The sequence below is a fragment of the Nonomuraea sp. NPDC049309 genome, assembly GCF_043196965.1.
GTDB classification, from domain to species: Bacteria; Actinomycetota; Actinomycetes; order Streptosporangiales; family Streptosporangiaceae; genus Nonomuraea; species Nonomuraea fastidiosa.
Map to the genome: position 1 here is coordinate 1,422,374 of NZ_JBICSH010000002.1, position 16,520 is coordinate 1,438,893.

Consider the following 16,520-nt stretch of genomic DNA (forward strand, 5'->3'; position numbering starts at 1 on the left):
GGCGCTTCGGGGGCGCGGGCCGTGACATGGGGCCATGGGGCGGCGGTGACCGGCCCGCACCCGTCGGGCCGGTCACCGCCTCGCCCCCTGGGTCAGGCCGGCGGCTCCTTGCGCTTCGGCGTCGCGCTGGCCAGCAGCAGGAGCAGCGCGGCCTGGGCGAGCATGCCGGGCGCCAGCGGCGGCGCTCCGCCGACCGACTTGGTCAGCGCCGACCACCACTGGGCGAGCGGCGACATCGAGTCCCAATCGGGATCCATCGCGCCCATGCCGTGGTTGGCCACCACGTGCATGAGGACGCCGTACGCCGAGGCCAGCAGCACGATCACGGCGAGCACGCGCACCACCGTGAGCACCGGCCCCGCATCGCGCACGGCGAGCATGAGCAACCCGGCCGCGAGCAGCGCGATGGCCACCCACGGGATCAGCTGGACGGGGCTCTGCCAGTGCCGCTCGAAGGCCAGCTCGAGAGCGGCGCCCACGATGCCGATCGCGACGAGGGCGAGCAGCCCCAGCCGCAGCGCCGCGGCGCCGACGGGCCCGCGGCGGTGGCTGGACCGTGCGGTCGTTCGAGAAGTGGTTGAGGTCATGTGCGGGGACCACCGTCCGGTACGAGGGGTCTTCGTCGGTACCACGGTCCCGGGGGAAGCTCAGAGATTTCTCAGTGAAATGTGAAGACTTGGTGAGAAGTGCTGTCAGGAGTGTCGCTGCGGCTTGTCAGGAGGTTGGGCCGGTTGCGCCGCACGGTGCGGATCCGCCGTCATCCCGGGGTGCCGCTGCGGCTTGTCAGGGGCTTGGGCGGCCGGTCGGAGCGGGGGTGGAAAGTGAAGGCCTGGTGAGAAACGCGGCAAGGCCGCTCAGGGACGCGTCGCGCGTTCGAAAAGCCGCACCAGCTCGTCCGCGCTGCCCTCCGGGTCGTCCGACAGGGCCAGGGCCTCGATGGAGGCGCGGAGGGCGATGCTCATCACGCCGGCGTCGAACGTGCAGAAGGCCCGCTCGCGCTGCCCCTCCGCGAACAGCCCGGCGGGAAACCCGTCGGAGGCCGCCTCACGGGTGTTGCAGACGATCTGCCACAGCGCCCGTACGTGCTCGGGCCGGGCGGCGGCGAAGTCGAGCCGCGCCCGGATGTACGCCGCCAGCCGCCCGCCGAAGTCCCGCTCGTCGAGGCAGCCGACGGCCCGCCGTACGAAGGCCGCCTCCTCCTCCCGCACCACCCGCGCCACGGTCGCCATCAGCTCCTCCTTGTCGGCGAAGTGGTACGAGATGAGCCGCTTGCTGCTGAGCCCGGCCTGCCGGCAGATGGCCTCGAAGCTGGTGCCCGCGTACCCCCGACGCGCCAGCACCGTGATCGTGGCGGACGTGATCTGCGCCCGGCGCGCCTCGGACACCGGCAGGCGCCTCGCGGGGACCCTCATGGATGCACACTTCCACGCCCCGGCTCGGGACATCCCCACCGGTGCTTAAAGTCTGCCGCCGGTCACACCCCCGTAAGCCACCCACGAGAGCACGCCCCTCGCGGGTGACCCGGCCGCACCAGCCGGCCCGGGGACGCGAGGCCGGGCCGGTCGCGGCTGTGACGTGACGTCGTCCAGGCTGCTGCGACATCCGGCAGACGGCTGGGAACGCCGAAACAGACGGCTGTGGCGCAGGGGAGGACGCCTGCGCGTCAGGGAGACCGGGTGCTCACATGTTGATCATGTGACCGGCGAGCCCGTGGACGGCCTCCTTGACGGCCTCGCCGAGCGTCGGGTGCGCGTGGACGTTGCGCGCCACCTCGTGCACGGTCAGGTCCCACTGCTGCGCCAGCGTGAGCTCGGGCAGCAGCTCGGTGACCTCGGGCCCGATCATGTGGGCGCCGAGCAGCTCGCCGTGGGTGTTGTCACTGATGATCTTCACGAAGCCGGTGGTGTCGCCGAGGCCGTGGGACTTGCCGTTGGCGGTGAACGGGAACTTCGCCACCTTGACGTCGAAGCCCTTCTCGCGGGCCTGCTTCTCGGTGTAGCCGAAGCTCGCCACCTGCGGCTGGCAGTAGGTCGCGCGCGGGATCATCACGAAGTCGAGCTCCATGGTCTCGGCGCCCGCGATGGTCTCGGCGGCGATGATGCCCATCGACTCGGCGGCGTGGGCCAGCATCAGCTTGGCGGTGACGTCGCCGATGGCGAAGATGTGCGGCACGTTGGTGCGGCCGCGGCCGTCGACGGCGATCGCGCCGCGCTCGGTCAGCTGGACGCCGGTCTTCTCCAGGCCGTAGCCGTCGACGCGCGGCTGGAACCCGATGGCCTGCATCACCTTGTCGGCCTCGAGGACCTGCGTCTGGTCGCCGCGGGTGACGGTGACCTTGACGGAGGAGCCGGTGTCCTCGATGGAGTCGACGCGGGTGGAGGTCAGCACCTCGATGCCGAGCCGCTTGTAGCGCTTGGCCAGCTCGGCGGAGACCTCTTCGTCCTCCAGCGGCACGATCCGGTCGAGGAACTCGACGATCGTCACCTTGACGCCGTAGTTGTGCAGCACGTACGCGAACTCGACGCCGATCGCACCGGCGCCCGCGATGATGATGCTGCCCGGCAGCTCCTCGGAGAGGATCTGCTCCTCGTACGTCACCACGCGCTCGGAGAGCTGCGTGCCCGGGATCAGCCGGGTGGTGGCGCCGGCGGCGATGATGCAGTGGGAGAACGTGATGGTCTCGCCGTTGACCTGGAGCGTGTTGGCGTCCAGGAACGTGCCGCGGCCGTTGTACTCGGTGATGGCGTTCTTCTTCATCAGGTAGTGAACGCCCTTGACCCGCCCGTCGGCCACCTTGCGGCTGCGCTGGAAGGCGGCGCCGTAGTCGAAGGTGACCTCGCCGCTGATGCCGAAGGTCTTGGCCTCGTTCTTGAAGATGTGGGCAAGCTCGGCGTTGCGCAGCAGCGCCTTCGACGGGATGCAGCCCACGTTCAGGCAGACGCCACCCCAGTACTTCTCCTCGACGACCGCGGTGCGCAGTCCGAGCTGGGCGGCGCGGACGGCGGCCGTATATCCTCCTGGACCCGCGCCGAGTACGACGACGTCATAGTGAGTGCTCATGAGTCGGACCATACCGCCCGGGCGTACCTGCCCCTGACCTCAGACCTCCACCTTGTACGGCAGCGCGAGCTCATCGGCGGGAACGCCGCGGATGCCCCAGTTCTGCGGAGGCATCTCGATGATCGTGATCTCGACGTCCTGGGGATCGTACCCCGACCTGTCGTAGATCTCGCGAATCAGCTTCTTCTTGGCGGCGTCGCTGCGCCCGGAGAAGCAGATGATCTCGATGATGAGATAGCGCTCGCTGCGCTGCGGGCAGATGAGATCGTCGGGGTCGAGCAGCAGGAAGCGGTGGAACCGCTTGTCCTCGGGCAGGCCCCACGCGCTCACCAGGCTCGCCTGGATGAGGTCGGAGACCTCGCGCCGCCGGTCGGCCCAGACGTCTCTGCGGCCGTACACCTTCACCTGCGCCATGCGGCCACTATAGAGGGCGTGATCCGCATACTCCTGGCCGACGACGAGGCCATGATCAGAGCGGGGGTCAGGGCGATCCTCGAGTCGGACCCCGAGCTGACCGTCGTGGCCGAGGCGGGCGACGGCAGGCAGGCGGTCGATCTGGCCATCAGCCACCATCCCGACGTCGCGCTCCTCGACATCCGCATGCCGCGCCTCGACGGCCTGGCCGCCGCCGCGGAGATCCGCAGGGCGGCGCCGGGCACGGCGGTGGTGATGCTCACCACGTTCGGCGAGGACGACTACATCGCCAAGGCGCTCGACGTGGGGGCCGGCGGGTTCCTGCTGAAGTCGGGCGACCCGCGCGAGCTGCTGGCGGGCATCCACGCGGTGGCCGAGGGGGCGGCGTACCTGTCGCCGAAGGTCGCCCGGCGGGTGATCGCGCAGTTGTCCGGCGGGCGCATGGCGCGGGGTGCGGCGGCGCGCGACCGCATCGAGCAGCTCACCGAGCGGGAGCGCGAGGTTCTGGCGCTGCTCGGCGCCGGGCTGTCCAACGCGGAGATCGCGCGGGAGCTGCACATCGTGGAGGGCACGGTCAAGGCGTACGTGAGCGCGATACTCACCCGGCTCGACGTGCGCAACCGCGTACAGGCCGCGATCATCGCCCACGAGGCCGGCTTGGTAGCCTGACGCGTGATGTATCGCCTCGTGTTCACGCAGGTCTTGCGGCGTTTCGACGCCGAGGCCGTGCACCGACTCACCGTGAGCGCACTCGCGCTCCTCGCCCGCCTGCCGCTTTTCAAGCGGCTGCTGCACCGGGCGTACGCGCCGCACGACCCGGCCCTGCGCGTGAGCGCGTTCGGCGTGCACTTCCCCGGGCCGCTGGGTCTCGCCGCCGGTTTCGACAAGGACGCCGTGTGCGCCGAGGCCATCGCCGCGCTCGGCTTCAGCCACGTCGAGGTGGGCACCGTCACCGCGCACGGCCAGCCGGGCAATCCGCGGCCCCGCCTGTTCCGCCGCCCCCGCGAGCGGGCGCTGATCAACCGGATGGGCTTCAACAACGCGGGCGCCCACGCCGCGGCCCGCAGGCTGCGCCGCCCGCGCGGCGTCCCCGTCGTGGTCGGGGTCAACATCGGCAAGACCAAGGTGGTCCCGGAGTCCGGCGCCGCCGCCGACTACGTCGCGAGCGCCAAGGAGCTGGCCCCGCTCGCCGACTACCTGGTGGTCAACGTCAGCTCGCCCAACACGCCCGGGCTGCGCGACCTTCAGGCCGTCTCCCTGCTGCGGCCGCTGCTCACCGCGGTCAAGGAGGTCTGCGACTCGACCCCGCGCCGCACGCCGCTGCTCGTCAAGATCGCGCCCGACCTGGCGGACGAGGACGTCGACGCGGTCGCCGAGCTGGCCATGGAGCTCGGGCTCGACGGCATCATCGCCACCAACACCACGATCAAGCACGACGGCGAGCGCGGCGGGCTGTCCGGCCGCCCGCTCAAGGAGCGCTCACTGGAGGTGCTGCGGCGGCTGCGCGCCAAGGTCGGCGACCGGATCACGCTGGTCTCGGTCGGCGGCGTCGAGGACGTCGACGACGTGTGGGAGCGCATCCTCGCGGGCGCGACGCTCGTCCAGGCGTACACGGGGTGGATCTACGGCGGGCCGCTGTGGGCCTCGCACATCCACCGGCAGCTGCTGCGCCGGGTCCGCCGCCACGGGCTCGGCTCGATCACGGAGGCGATCGGCCGTACGGCGTGACCGGCGTCCGTGCCCGGTCCTCTAGGGTGGGGCGAGTGATCCGACCCGTGACCCTCCCCGGAGGCGTGGTCATGCGCCTGGCGACCGAGCGGGACGCCGAGGCGCTGCTCGACGCCTACACCCGCAACCGCGACCACCTCAAGCGCTGGGAGCCGCGCCGCTCCGAGGCGTTCTACACCGTCAAAGCGCAGGCCGAGGGGCTCAGGGGCCAGCTTCAGGCGTGCGAGAGGGGCCAGGCGGTGCCCTGGCTGCTGCTCGACGGCGAGCGCGTGGTCGGCCGCATGACGCTCAGCAACATCGTGCGCGGCCCCTGGCTCAGCGCCGACCTCGGCTATTGGGTGGACGCCGGCTACAACGGCCGCGGCATCGCCACGGCCGCCGTAGGCGAGGTGTGCCGGCTGGCCGACGAGGAGATCGGCCTGCACCGCGTCGCGGCGGGCACGCTGCTCGACAACGCCGCCTCGCAGAGCGTGCTGCGCAAGAACGGCTTCGAGCCGTACGGCACCGCGCCCGACTACCTGGAGATCGACGGCCGCTGGCAGGACCACCTGCTGTGGCAGCGCATACTCAACGACCGCCCCGCCTTCTCCTTCTGACCCGCAGATGCGCCGCTCAGATGCTGGGCCGGGTGGACTCGGCGTCATGCGTCATGGCGTCGATGCGGGCCATCACCTCGGTGACCCGCACGGCGCTGGGCCGGTGCGGGCGGCGGCGCTGCCACGGGTGCGGCCCGGCCGCCGGGCGGTACTCCACGCCGAGCGCGTCCAGCCGCGCCAGGTGCCCGGCCAGCCGGTCGTCGAAGCCGTCGCGTGACCGCCCCGCCCAGGCCACCTCGGCGAGCGCGCAGGCGCGCGGCCACATGCGGTAGTCGGCCGTCCTCGGGTCGGGCACCCGCTCGGTCCAGAGCTGGGCCTGCACGCCGATGACCCGCGCCCGCTCCTCCTCGCTCCAGTCCGCAGGCGCGGGCTCGAACGCCGCCACGTCCGCCACGGTGATCGCGTCGCCGATCGCCATCGGCTCGTCGGGCGAGCCGACCTCGGCGTAGTCGAAGTAGAGCGGGAACACCGGCGTTGCCACCACGTCGTGACCGGCCGCGGCGGCCCTGCGGCCCACGTTCATGCCCCGCCACGGCATGACGATCGTGTCCTTGCGCAGCTCGCCGCTGACGAACGCCTCGTCCCACACCACGGCCCGCGCGCCCCGCTCGGCCAGCACGTCGGCCAGCCGGCGTAGGAAGTGCGCCTGCAGCTCCGCCACGGAGCCGAGCCCGAGCGACTCCCGGTACGCGGTGATCTCCGGCGACGCCGCCCACCGGTCCAGCACCACTTCGTCGCCGCCGATGTGCACGTAGGGGGTCTCGCCCAGCGCGCCGATCAGCTCGTCGAAGATCGCGGTCAGGAACTCCACGGTCTTCGGCAGCGGCGACAGGATCGCGGGGGAGATGCCCCACCGGTCCAGCACGTCGTGGCGCTCGCCGGTGGCCCCGAACTCCGGATACGCCGCGAGTATCGCCGACGCGTGCCCCGGCACGTCGATCTCCGGCACGATCGTCACGTGCCGCGAGCGGGCGTAGGCGGCCATCTCGGCCAGGTCGTCGAGGGTGTAGTAGCCGCCGTGCGGCACCTCGTCGTACGCCTCCGGCTCGCGGTGGTGATTGACGGCCGTGCGCGGCCGGTGCGAGGCGACCTCGTGCAGCAGCGGGTAGGCCCGGCTCTCCACCCGCCAGCCCTGGTCGTCGGCCAGGTGCAGGTGCAGCCGGTTGAGCTTGTGCACCGCCATGAGGTCGATCAGCCGCAGCACCTCGCGCTTGGGGAAGAAGTGGCGGGCCACGTCGAAGTGCAGGCCCCGCCAGGCGAAGCGGGGCGCGTCCTCGATCCGCACCCCGCGCACCGGCCAGGCGGCGCCGGACGAGAACCGGTAGGAGGCCGGCGGCAGGAGCTGGCGCAGCGACTGCGCCGCGTAGAACGCGCCCGCCGGGCCGCCCGCGACGATCTCCACGCCTCTTGAGCCGACCGTCAGCCGGTAGGCCTCTTCGCCCAGCGACGGGTCGCGGCGCACGTCGATCTCGCCGTTGTCGCCGGGCAGCGGGTCCAGCCCGGCCAGCGCCGTGCGTACGGAGGCGATGAAGTCGCCGGAGACCGTGGGCGACGGCGTCAGCTCGAAGGAGGAGGAAAGGTCACGAAGCAGCTCTGGGCGAGGGATCATGACTGCAGATAGTGCTGCAATCCGTTGGCCAGCGCCACAGCGATCTTCTGCCGGAACTTCGGGTCGCGGAACTTCGCCGCCTCGGTGGCGTTGCGCATGTTCCCGCACTCCACGAAGATCTTCGGCACCGTCGACAGGTTGAGCCCGCCGAGGTCGCTGCGGTAGTCGAGGGCCTTGCGCCCGATGTAGGTCGAGTACGGCAGGCCCGTGCCCTTGCGGAAGGCGTCCCGCACGGCCACGCCCAGCTTGCCGGAGGCGCCGACGACCTTGTCGACCGGCCCGTTGATCTTCTTGGGCATGATGACGTGGAAGCCGCGGTTGCCCGGTGCCGAGCCGTCGGCGTGCACGGAGATCGCGGCGTCGGCCTTGGCCTTGTTGCCGATCGCGGCCCGCTCGGTGATGCACGGGCCGACGCCGTTGTTGCTCGTCCTGGTCAGCTTCACCGCCGCGCCGCGGTTCTCCAGGATCTTGGTCAGGCGCTTGGAGACGTCCCAGGTGAAGGCGGCCTCGCTGTAGCCGTCGTTGGTGGACGTGCCGGTGGTGTCGCAGGCCTTCATCTGGGTCAGCACGTTGACCTTGCGGTTGATGGCCTTGGGTGCGCGGTAGTTGCCGCCGTTGTGGCCGGGGTCGATGACGACGACCTTGCCCTCGAGCGGCTTGGCCTTGGGCGGCGCGTCCTTCGCGGGCGCCTCTTTCGCGGCCGCTTCCTTGGTCGGCGCCGTGGCCGCGGCCTGCCCCGCCTCGGTCGCTGGGGCGGCCTGACCTGCCGCGGCGCCACCGGTGCCGGTGCCGCCACACGCGGAGGCGATCAGGCCGCAGACGGCGAGGACTGTGGCTGGTAGAGCACGCATGCCGTCCAACTTACGGCAATTTACGCACTCGATCTCGACATATGCCGAGCGTGGCGTGCCGCTTGCGGGCGCCACACGCCGTACGTCCTCACCAGACGCGTTCCCCGGCTTCTTGACGTTCGAGCAGAGCGGCCAGCTCCCGCGCGTCCTCGGCGTCGAGCCCGAGGACGACGCGGGGACGGCCCCACGGATGGTCGAGCGAGTGGGCGACGTAGCTGGCGACCGACTCGGCGGCGCCGTCGGTGCCCCGCCCCCTGCCCGCGCGCCACTGCCCCCAGGCGCGTTCGAGCTCGGCCGCGGCGCGCTGGGCGCAGGACACCAGTTCCGGATCACGCATGGCTGTTCCCCCGGATCAGACCGTGGCCGGACCGGATCCGGCCACTCCTAGCATGACCCTGCCGAGTAAACCGCCGTGTGGCGGCGACGCCACACGGCTTGACCCGGTTTTGAGGCTCTCAGGCGGGTCCCGTGGTCCGCCGGACGATCAGCTCGGGGTGCACCTCCCGCAGGCGTGAGCCCTTGCCGGGGTCGCCGATCCTGTCGCTCAGCAGCGCGGCGGCCGACCTGCCCATGGTGCGGCGAGGCTGGTCGACCGAGGTGAGCGAGATGTGCCGGGACGCCGACAGGTGGGTGTTGTCGTAGCCGACGACGGAGAGGTCCTCGGGGACGCGCAGGCCCAGCTCGCGCGCGGCGGACAGCACGCCGAGCGCGACCGTGTCGTTGGCGGCGAAGATGGCCGTGGGCCGGGGGTCGCGGGTGAGCAGCGCCATGGCCGCGTCCCTGCCGCCGTCCTCCGTGGAGTCCGCGGCCTCGACCATGATGTACGGCGCCAGCGAGTGCCTGCGCATCGCCACGAGGTAGCCCTCGCAGCGCGAGGCCCGCCGGCCCTCGATGTGGGCGATGCGCTTGTGGCCCAGCTCGACCAGGTGGTCGATGGCCAGCCGTGCGCCGTGCCGGTCGTCGTCGACCACGATGTCGACGCCGTCGAGCTCGATGTCGCGCTCTCCCACGACCACGGTGGGGGTGTAGGAGGTGGCTTCGATCAGTGTCTCGCTGGTCGGGGCGATGCCGAGCAGGACCAGCCCGTCGACCCGGAGCTCCAGGAAGGCTTCGACGGCCTCGTCCTCGAACGCGGGATCCCATTGGCTGTTTCCGATCAGCATGCGCAGCCCGTCGCCGTGCAGGCTCTCCTGCAGGCCGTCGAGGAACTCCGCGTAGAACGGGTTGTGCAGGTCGGCGACGAGCGCGCCCACCAGATGTGTACGTCCTTCGACCAGGCTCCGCGCGACCGCGTTGGGCCGGTAGCCGAGCTCGCGGGCCGCCTGCAGCACGGCCTGGCGGCGGTGCTCGCTCACGTGCGGGGAGCCGCGCAGCACGAGTGAGACCAGCGATTTGGACACGCCGGCTCGTTCAGCGACATTACGGATGGTCGGTCTGGGCCGAGGCAGCGCGTCTACCTCTCTCAGCTCAGTGACGGAAGTGTTGACGGGCGGTCCTGACATGTGTCTCCCCCGCGATGCGGATATGGGCACCTGTCTGACCAAACGATCGAGTTGACCGCAGGGTACGGCTTGCGTCACGGATTGCCGCAATCGAGTCGGCCGGCGGCCTCGTGTCCTGGCGCCCACCACGGCGGAAGACGGCCCTGATGGGTCGGATACTGTGCTGGTGTGACACCCGGGAAGTCAGCCGAGACGGCGCGGCCGGCTCGGCGCAGGCTCAGTGTGGACCGCCGCAGAGAAGAGCTGATGGCGGCGGCGCTGGAGTTGTTCTCCACCCGTGACGCGGAAGACGTGTCGATCGACGACGTCGCCTCGAAGGCGGGGGCTTCGCGGGCCCTGGTCTACCACTACTTCGGGGGCAAGCAGGAGCTCTACGTGGCCGCGCTGAGAAGCGCGGCGGAGCAGCTGGAGTCCCGGCTGCAGCCGCAAGAGAGCGGCAATCCGCTCGACGAGCTGGCCTCCGGGCTCAAGCGCTATTTCGACTTCGTCGAGGAGCACGCGGCGGGGTTCGCGGCGCTGCTGCGCGGCGGCCCGGCCAACAGGACGGGCGAGGTGGGCGAGATCGTCGACGGCGTGCGCCGGCGGCTCTTCCTGCTCATCCAGAAGCAGATGGGCGTGGAGGAGCCCGGCCCGGTGCTGCGCACGACCCTGAGGTCGTGGATCGCCTCCGTCGAGACCGCCGGGCTCGACTGGCTCGAGCATCGCGACATCGACCGGCCGACCCTGGAGAAGCTGCTGGTCGACCAGATGGTCGCGCTGCTTCGCGCCGCCGCCTCCCATGACGGCGACATCGCCGGTCTACTCGAACGGCCGGCGTGACGGCACAGGGGCGCTGACGGCACGCCGGATGAGATCGCCGGCGGCTCGGAAGAGTGGCGCCGGGCGGGCGGCGCCAACTTCCATCCGACGTCTCGTCGTCACAGTGGTGGACCCGGCCAGAAAGGCGACCCGGTCCACCTTTTCAAACCCCCCTGAGGTCCGTGACGACCTTCCCGCTACTCGGAACGCTGCTGCGGGATGCCCGCGAGCAGCGCCCGAACCTCGGTCTCCCGGTAACGCCGATGACCGCCGAGGGTACGAATCGACGTCAACTTGCCCGCCTTGGCCCACCGCGTAACGGTCTTGGGGTCGACCCTGAACATGGTCGCGACCTCAGCGGGCGTGAGCAGTGGCTCGGCCTCGGGTGTACGAGCTGACATTTGTGCGGCCTCTCCTCCGTGTGGACCGGCTTGCGATCCTGTGACTGCCTTTGCGCGTGTCACGGATGTCCCCCTATGGCACAGAGCGTGCGGCTTTTCTGAGCCATATGCGGCATCACCCGATGTGACCATACCGCCACTCAGAGCGATTGGCGAGCCCTTCTTTGACCCAGCTGCCCGCCCCCCGTGGCCATGTCACGCTCGGTGATTCTAGCGACACGGTTCGTGGTATCGCAGTGAAAACGGCAAACTACTCAGTTCGCAGAAGCGAGCAGCCGCGAGACGTGACCTACTCATGCAGGTCAGACGGCCGTATTGGGGCTCAGTTGGCAGATTCCAGCAGTTGCATTGACTTCCACCGCAGGATGACCCTCTGGTACATGGCATAGGCAAGTTCTTCTTGACCCGTGTCCAGGCCCGTCAAAGCGGCAGAAAGCTCCGCAACCGACTGGTCGGCCTGGAGGGCGTCGTCGTCCATCAGATGGACCAGACCGCCGTAATCGAGCTCTACCAGCGAATGCGGGTGGAACTCCTCCAGCCACCTGGCGATGTCCTCGACCTCCAGATTGGCCGCCGCGTCACCCAGATGGCGGCGCAGCACGTTGAGCGCGCGGGCGGTCCGCCTCCGGGCCTGGGCCATGGACGTGACGTAAATGAGGTTACGGCCGGTCGTGGTCGTCACGTCCTGTCCCGGGTTCGCGGAGCCGAGCACCAGCCAGCGCTCGTTCCCATCAAACGGCACGAACCACGACGGCGGCACGTGCCACGCCGTGGTGCGGATGTGGGTCCGCAGCGCGGCCGAGCCGGCCTGCCTCTTGTACCGGTCGAAGTCGTCGGCCACCTGGTCGGCGATCGCCTTGGGCACCAGATGGTCCATGATCTTCGTGGGGGTGGTGCCGCGAAGCCGTGAGAAGGCCAGCCACGACCGCAGGCGCGTCTGCCAGGGGCAGACATAGAGACGGTCCTCAACGCGCCGGAGATAGGCGTTGGGGCTCTCCTGGGCGGGAACTGGTTGAGGGGGCGTGCCGAGCAGGCGCATGAGCGACTCGCCGTGTTCCGCGTTGAGCGCGTTCGCGCGTCGCGGGCGGTCACGTGACTCGGCATATTCGGCCCACACCTTGCGCTCGGACTCGGCGAACGCGGTCAGTGGCTCATAGACACGGAGGTAGGCGGCATAGGGCAGCACGGAGGCATCGTGTCACGAAGCGAACTCGCGTGCATCGTCGTGTGTCTTACTACGCTGTGGTGTGACCTCCGCCGCAAAGGAGCGGCGGACCGGACAGGGAGTCACCACCGTGACCGACGTCTTCGGAACGTCCCACAAGGACGTACATGAGCAGGTCGTCTTCTGCGCCGACGAGCAGAGCGGCCTTCGAGCCATCATCGCCATCTACAACACGGCACTCGGCCCGGCGCTCGGCGGCACGCGGTTCTACCCGTACGCCGGTGAGCAGGAGGCCCTGGCCGACGTGCTCAACCTCGCCAAGGGCATGGCCTACAAGAACGCGCTGGCCGGCCTCGACCTGGGCGGCGGCAAGGCCGTCATCATCGGCGACCCGTCCCGCGACAAGAGCGAGGCGCTGCTGCGCGCCTACGGCAGGTTCGTCCAGTCGCTCGGCGGGCGCTACATCACCGCCTGCGACGTGGGCACCTACAGCGAGGACATGGACATCGTGGCCCGCGAGTGCCGGTACGTCACCGGCCGCACGGTCGCCAACGGCGGCGCGGGCGACTCGTCGATCCTCACCGCCTTCGGCGTGTTCCAGGGCATGCGCGCCTCCGCCGAACGGGTCTTCGGCACGCCGTCGCTGCACGGCAAGCGGGTCGGCGTCGAGGGCGTCGGCAAGGTCGGCCACCGCCTGGTCGATCTGCTGCGCGAGGACGGCGCCGAGGTCGTGATCTGCGACGTCTCGCCCAAGGCGATCGAGCGGGTGCGCCAGCGCCACCCCGAGGTCGACGTGGTCGAGGACGCGGCCGCGCTCATGACCTCCGACATCGACGTGTTCGCGCCCTGCGCGCTGGGCGGCGTGCTCGACGACGACTCGGTGGCCAAGCTGCGCGCCAAGATCGTCTGCGGTGCGGCCAACAACCAGCTCGCCCACCCCGGCGTCGAGAAGCAGCTCGCCGAGCGCGGCATCCTCTACGCGCCCGACTACGTCGTCAACTCCGGCGGCGTGATCCAGGTGGCCGACGAGATCGGCGGCTTCGACATGGAGCGCGCCAGGTCGAAGGCCGCCCAGATCTACGACACGACTCTGAAGATCTTCTCGATCGCGGCCGACGAGGGCGTTCCTCCCGCCGTCGCAGCGGATAGGCTGGCCGAGCGCAGAATGTCGGAAGTCGGGCGTATTCGGTCCATTTGGCTGGGCCGCTGACGCCCCGCGCCCATACGGCGTACCGAGCTGGGCACAAAACAGGTACGGTAATAGGCGAACGATAGGCTGACGCCCTAAGTCAGGCGGCGTCAGCGTGTGGTGCGTTAGCGACGAGGGGTCGGGGACGACCCCACACGAGGGGGTCGAGCCAATGGGGCGCGGCCGAGCAAAGGCCAAGCAGGTCAAGGTTGCTCGCCAGCTGAAGTACAACAGCGGTGGCACGGATCTTGACCGTCTTCGCGACGAACTCGGGGTCGGAGACTCCAGCCGCAACAACGACGCCGACGACCTCACCGATGAGCTGGCGGATCGCTATGCCGATTACGCCGATGACTATGCCGCCGGTGACGACGACGACGGCCGCAGGTCCGGCCGCCGATAGCCGTTCTTCTGGTCGATGTGACCGGTTGATGTGATGAGGGCCCGGCGCGGGCCCCTGCGGGCGCGCCGGATTCTCGGTCACGCTCTGAGCCCCACGGTCTGCCGTGGGGCTCTCGTCACGTTCTCCAGCAGAGCCGGGACGACCCCTGGCCCGGCCGTTTCCACGGCCGGGCCATCCGTGCGTGGTGCGCTTTCCGCGTCAAGAGGGCGGCTCCGGGCGGTCAGAGCAACAGCGGGCCGGCCCTCGCTTTGAGCAGCCGCCGGCATTCGGGGACCCGGCGGCGGGAGGACCGGTGCTCGCCTTCGCGACGGTCAGCGGTAGCGGGCCCGCCCCTCGCCCGGCACGACCTCGCCCAGCACCCAGGCGTGCAGCCCGCGCTCGGCCAGCAGCCTGATCGCGGCGTCCGCCGCGCCGGCCGGCAGCACGGCGGCCATGCCGACGCCGAGGTTGAACGTCTTGTCCATGTCCGGCTGCGCGATGCGCCCGTGGCCGGCCAGCACGCCGAAGATCGCCGGAGGCGTCCACGACGAGCGGTCGAGCACCGCGTCGAGGTGCGCGGGCAGCGAGCGCGACAGGTTAGCCTCGATGCCGCCGCCGGTGATGTGGGCGTATGCGTGCACCTCCACCCGCCTGGCCAGCTCCAGGCAGTCGAGCGCGTAGATGCGCGTGGGCTCGAGCAGCTCCTCGCCCAGCGGCCGGCCCAGCTCGGGCAGCACGGCGTCGAGCGACAGGCCCGCCTCGCGCAGCACGTGGCGTACGAGGGAGTAGCCGTTGGAGTGGATGCCGGACGAGGCGAGGCCCAGCACCACGTCGCCCGCCGCGACCCGGTCGGGGCCGAGCATCGCATCCGCCTCGACGACGCCGGTGCCGGCGCCCGCCAGGTCGTACTCGTCCGGGCCCATCGCGCCGGGGTGCTCGGCCGTCTCGCCGCCGACCAGCGCCGCCCCGGCCAGCCGGCAGCCCTCCGCGACGCCGCCCACGATCTCGGCGACGCGCTCGGGCACCACCTTGCCGCAGGCGATGTAGTCGGTCATGAACAGCGGCTCGGCCCCGCACACCACCAGGTCGTCGAGGACCATGCCGACCAGGTCGATGCCGATCGTGTCGTGCTTGCCGTACCGCTGGGCGATCATCACCTTGGTGCCGACACCGTCGGTGGACGTGGCGAGCAGCGGGCGCTTGTAGCGCAGCAGGGCGGAGGCGTCGAAGAGACCGGCGAAGCCGCTCGCGTCGTCCACGACCTCCGGCCGCCGCGAGCGCGCCACCTTGTCCTTCATCAGCTCGACGGCGCGCTCGCCGGCCTCGATGTCGACGCCGGCCGCCTCGTACGTGCTCACGCCTTGCTCTCCAACACGAACTTGCCCACGTTGTCCTGGTCGATCGGAATCGGGTACTCGCCCGTGAAGCAGGCCCGGCACAGCCGGTCGGCGGGCAGCGTCGTGGCCTTCGTCAGCCCCTCGAGCGAGATGTAGCCGAGCGAGTCGGCGCCCAGAGAGGCCCTGATCTCCTCCACCGTCAGCGAACCCGCGATCAGCTCCGCCCTGGTGGCGAAGTCGATGCCGTAGAAGCACGGCCAGGCCACCGGCGGCGAGGAGATGCGGACGTGCACCTCGCGCGCCCCCGCCTCGCGCAGCATCTTCACGATGGCGCGCTGCGTGTTGCCGCGCACGATCGAGTCGTCCACGACGATCAGCCGCTTGCCCTCCACGACCTCGCGCAGCGGGTTGAGCTTGAGCCTGATGCCGAGCTGGCGGATGGTCTGCGACGGCTGGATGAAGGTGCGGCCCACGTACGAGTTCTTCACCAGGCCCTGGCCGTACGGGATGCCGCTCTCCTGGGCGTAGCCGACCGCGGCCGGCGTGCCCGACTCCGGCGTGGGGATGACCAGGTCGGCCTCCACCGGGTGCTCCCTGGCCAGGATGCGGCCCACCTCGACGCGGGTGGTCTGCACGCCGCGACCGGCGATCGTGGTGTCGGGGCGCGCCAGGTAGACGTACTCGAACAGGCAGCCCTTCGGGTCGGCGAGCGCGAAGCGGCGGGACCTGACGCCGCGCTCGTCGATCGTCAGCAGCTCGCCCGGCTCGATCTCGCGGATGAACGTGGCGCCCACGATGTCGAGCGCCGCCGTCTCGGAGGCCACCACCCAGCCGCGCTCGAGGCGGCCGAGCACCATCGGGCGGATGCCCTGCGGGTCGCGGGCCGCATACAGGGTGCGCTCGTCCATGAAGACCAGCGAGTACGCGCCCTTGACCTGCGGAAGCAGCTCGGCGGCGGCGTCCTCGACGGACCTGCTGCGGTCCTGCGCGAGCAGCGACGTCAGGACCTCGGTGTCGGTGGTGGCGCGGATGGAGCCGGGCGCCAGGCGCTGCGCCAGCTCGGGGGTGTTGATGAGGTTGCCGTTGTGGGCCAGCGCGAGCCCGCCCACTTCGGTGGAGCTCAGCGTGGGCTGTGCGTTCTCCCACACGCTGGAGCCGGTCGTGGAGTAGCGGCAGTGTCCGATGGCCAGGTGGCCGCGCAGGGTGCTGAGCACCGATTCGTCGAAGACCTGGGCGACCAGGCCCATGTCCTTGTAGACGAGAATGCGGCTGCCCTCGCTGACCGCGATGCCCGCGGACTCCTGCCCGCGGTGCTGCAACGCGTACAGCCCGTAGTAGGTGAGTTTGGAAACTTCCTCGCCCGGAGCCCAGACGCCGAAGACGCCACAGGCGTCTTTAGGTGCGCGGTCGTTAGGGTCCAGGTCATGGCCGAGCCGGCCGTCGCCCTTCAGCACATGCCTCAGTCTAGGTTGGCCTCGTACGTGCTTG

18 protein-coding genes are annotated in these 16,520 nt (G+C 70.5%); 6 read left to right on the forward strand and 12 right to left on the reverse strand.

The genetic code is table 11. From position 1 onward, the window contains the following. Nucleotides 1-92 precede the first annotated feature (92 nt). The 4 genes from ACGFIM_RS20590 to ACGFIM_RS20605 form a co-directional block, all read right to left on the reverse strand. Nucleotides 93-587, reverse strand: coding sequence for a hypothetical protein (locus tag ACGFIM_RS20590; protein ID WP_393202459.1), 495 nt, complete (start codon nt 585-587; stop codon nt 93-95). 267 nt (nt 588-854) lie between these two features. After that, entirely contained in the window at nt 855-1,412 is a 558-nt protein-coding gene (locus tag ACGFIM_RS20595) for a TetR/AcrR family transcriptional regulator (protein WP_393202461.1), read from the reverse strand. Nucleotides 1,413-1,680: 268 nt separating this feature from the next. Then, entirely contained in the window at nt 1,681-3,060 is a 1,380-nt protein-coding gene (lpdA, locus tag ACGFIM_RS20600) for a dihydrolipoyl dehydrogenase (protein WP_393202463.1), read from the reverse strand. Nucleotides 3,061-3,099: 39 nt separating this feature from the next. Next, a complete protein-coding gene (locus ACGFIM_RS20605; RefSeq protein WP_393202465.1) occupies nt 3,100-3,474 on the reverse strand; it encodes a tautomerase family protein in 375 nt (124 codons plus the stop codon). Between the two features lie 18 nt (nt 3,475-3,492). On the opposite strand from ACGFIM_RS20605, the gene ACGFIM_RS20610 reads away from it, so the two are divergent. Genes ACGFIM_RS20610 through ACGFIM_RS20620 form a run of 3 tightly spaced genes read left to right on the forward strand, consistent with a single transcriptional unit; the run spans nt 3,493 to nt 5,798 of the window. Beyond that, nucleotides 3,493-4,143: a response regulator gene (locus ACGFIM_RS20610; protein WP_393202467.1), complete on the forward strand. Its 651-nt coding sequence runs from the start codon at nt 3,493-3,495 to the stop codon at nt 4,141-4,143. A 6-nt stretch (nt 4,144-4,149) separates the two neighbouring features. Further along, entirely contained in the window at nt 4,150-5,202 is a 1,053-nt protein-coding gene (locus ACGFIM_RS20615) for a quinone-dependent dihydroorotate dehydrogenase (protein ID WP_393202469.1), read from the forward strand. A gap of 35 nt (nt 5,203-5,237) precedes the next feature. After that, nucleotides 5,238-5,798 (forward strand): GNAT family N-acetyltransferase, encoded by a 561-nt coding sequence (locus tag ACGFIM_RS20620; RefSeq protein WP_393202471.1) that lies wholly within the window; start codon nt 5,238-5,240, stop codon nt 5,796-5,798. Between the two features lie 16 nt (nt 5,799-5,814). Here ACGFIM_RS20620 and ACGFIM_RS20625 read toward each other — a convergent pair whose 3' ends face one another. The 4 genes from ACGFIM_RS20625 to ACGFIM_RS20640 form a co-directional block, all read right to left on the reverse strand. After that, a complete protein-coding gene (locus ACGFIM_RS20625) occupies nt 5,815-7,407 on the reverse strand; it encodes a beta-N-acetylhexosaminidase (RefSeq protein ID WP_393202473.1) in 1,593 nt (530 codons plus the stop codon). Then, nucleotides 7,404-8,258, reverse strand: coding sequence for an N-acetylmuramoyl-L-alanine amidase (locus ACGFIM_RS20630; RefSeq protein WP_393202475.1), 855 nt, complete (start codon nt 8,256-8,258; stop codon nt 7,404-7,406). The genes ACGFIM_RS20625 and ACGFIM_RS20630 overlap by 4 nt, the downstream gene beginning before the upstream one ends. 88 nt (nt 8,259-8,346) lie before the next feature. After that, nucleotides 8,347-8,595: a hypothetical protein gene (locus ACGFIM_RS20635; protein WP_364063388.1), complete on the reverse strand. Its 249-nt coding sequence runs from the start codon at nt 8,593-8,595 to the stop codon at nt 8,347-8,349. A 118-nt stretch (nt 8,596-8,713) separates the two neighbouring features. Then, nucleotides 8,714-9,760, reverse strand: coding sequence for a LacI family DNA-binding transcriptional regulator (locus ACGFIM_RS20640; RefSeq protein WP_393202477.1), 1,047 nt, complete (start codon nt 9,758-9,760; stop codon nt 8,714-8,716). A 222-nt stretch (nt 9,761-9,982) separates the two neighbouring features. On the opposite strand from ACGFIM_RS20640, the gene ACGFIM_RS20645 reads away from it, so the two are divergent. After that, a complete protein-coding gene (locus ACGFIM_RS20645; RefSeq protein WP_393202479.1) occupies nt 9,983-10,579 on the forward strand; it encodes a TetR/AcrR family transcriptional regulator in 597 nt (198 codons plus the stop codon). 176 nt (nt 10,580-10,755) lie between these two features. Here ACGFIM_RS20645 and bldC read toward each other — a convergent pair whose 3' ends face one another. Continuing rightward, nucleotides 10,756-10,959, reverse strand: coding sequence for a developmental transcriptional regulator BldC (gene bldC / locus ACGFIM_RS20650; protein ID WP_013133571.1), 204 nt, complete (start codon nt 10,957-10,959; stop codon nt 10,756-10,758). 322 nt (nt 10,960-11,281) lie between these two features. Continuing rightward, nucleotides 11,282-12,145, reverse strand: coding sequence for a hypothetical protein (locus ACGFIM_RS20655; RefSeq protein WP_393202481.1), 864 nt, complete (start codon nt 12,143-12,145; stop codon nt 11,282-11,284). Between the two features lie 109 nt (nt 12,146-12,254). Between ACGFIM_RS20655 and ACGFIM_RS20660 the strand changes: the two genes are divergently transcribed. Next, entirely contained in the window at nt 12,255-13,334 is a 1,080-nt protein-coding gene (locus ACGFIM_RS20660) for a Glu/Leu/Phe/Val dehydrogenase (RefSeq protein WP_393202483.1), read from the forward strand. 151 nt (nt 13,335-13,485) lie between these two features. Further along, nucleotides 13,486-13,716, forward strand: coding sequence for a DUF3073 domain-containing protein (locus ACGFIM_RS20665; protein ID WP_364063374.1), 231 nt, complete (start codon nt 13,486-13,488; stop codon nt 13,714-13,716). A 311-nt stretch (nt 13,717-14,027) separates the two neighbouring features. Here ACGFIM_RS20665 and purM read toward each other — a convergent pair whose 3' ends face one another. Together purM and purF are read right to left on the reverse strand one after the other, a co-directional pair. Continuing rightward, nucleotides 14,028-15,053, reverse strand: a complete 1,026-nt coding sequence (purM, locus tag ACGFIM_RS20670) for a phosphoribosylformylglycinamidine cyclo-ligase (RefSeq protein ID WP_393202486.1) — start codon at nt 15,051-15,053, stop codon at nt 14,028-14,030. Then, nucleotides 15,050-16,486 (reverse strand): amidophosphoribosyltransferase, encoded by a 1,437-nt coding sequence (purF, locus tag ACGFIM_RS20675; protein WP_393202488.1) that lies wholly within the window; start codon nt 16,484-16,486, stop codon nt 15,050-15,052. Before purF ends, purM begins: the two co-directional genes overlap by 4 nt. Between the last annotated feature and the right edge of the window lie 34 nt (nt 16,487-16,520).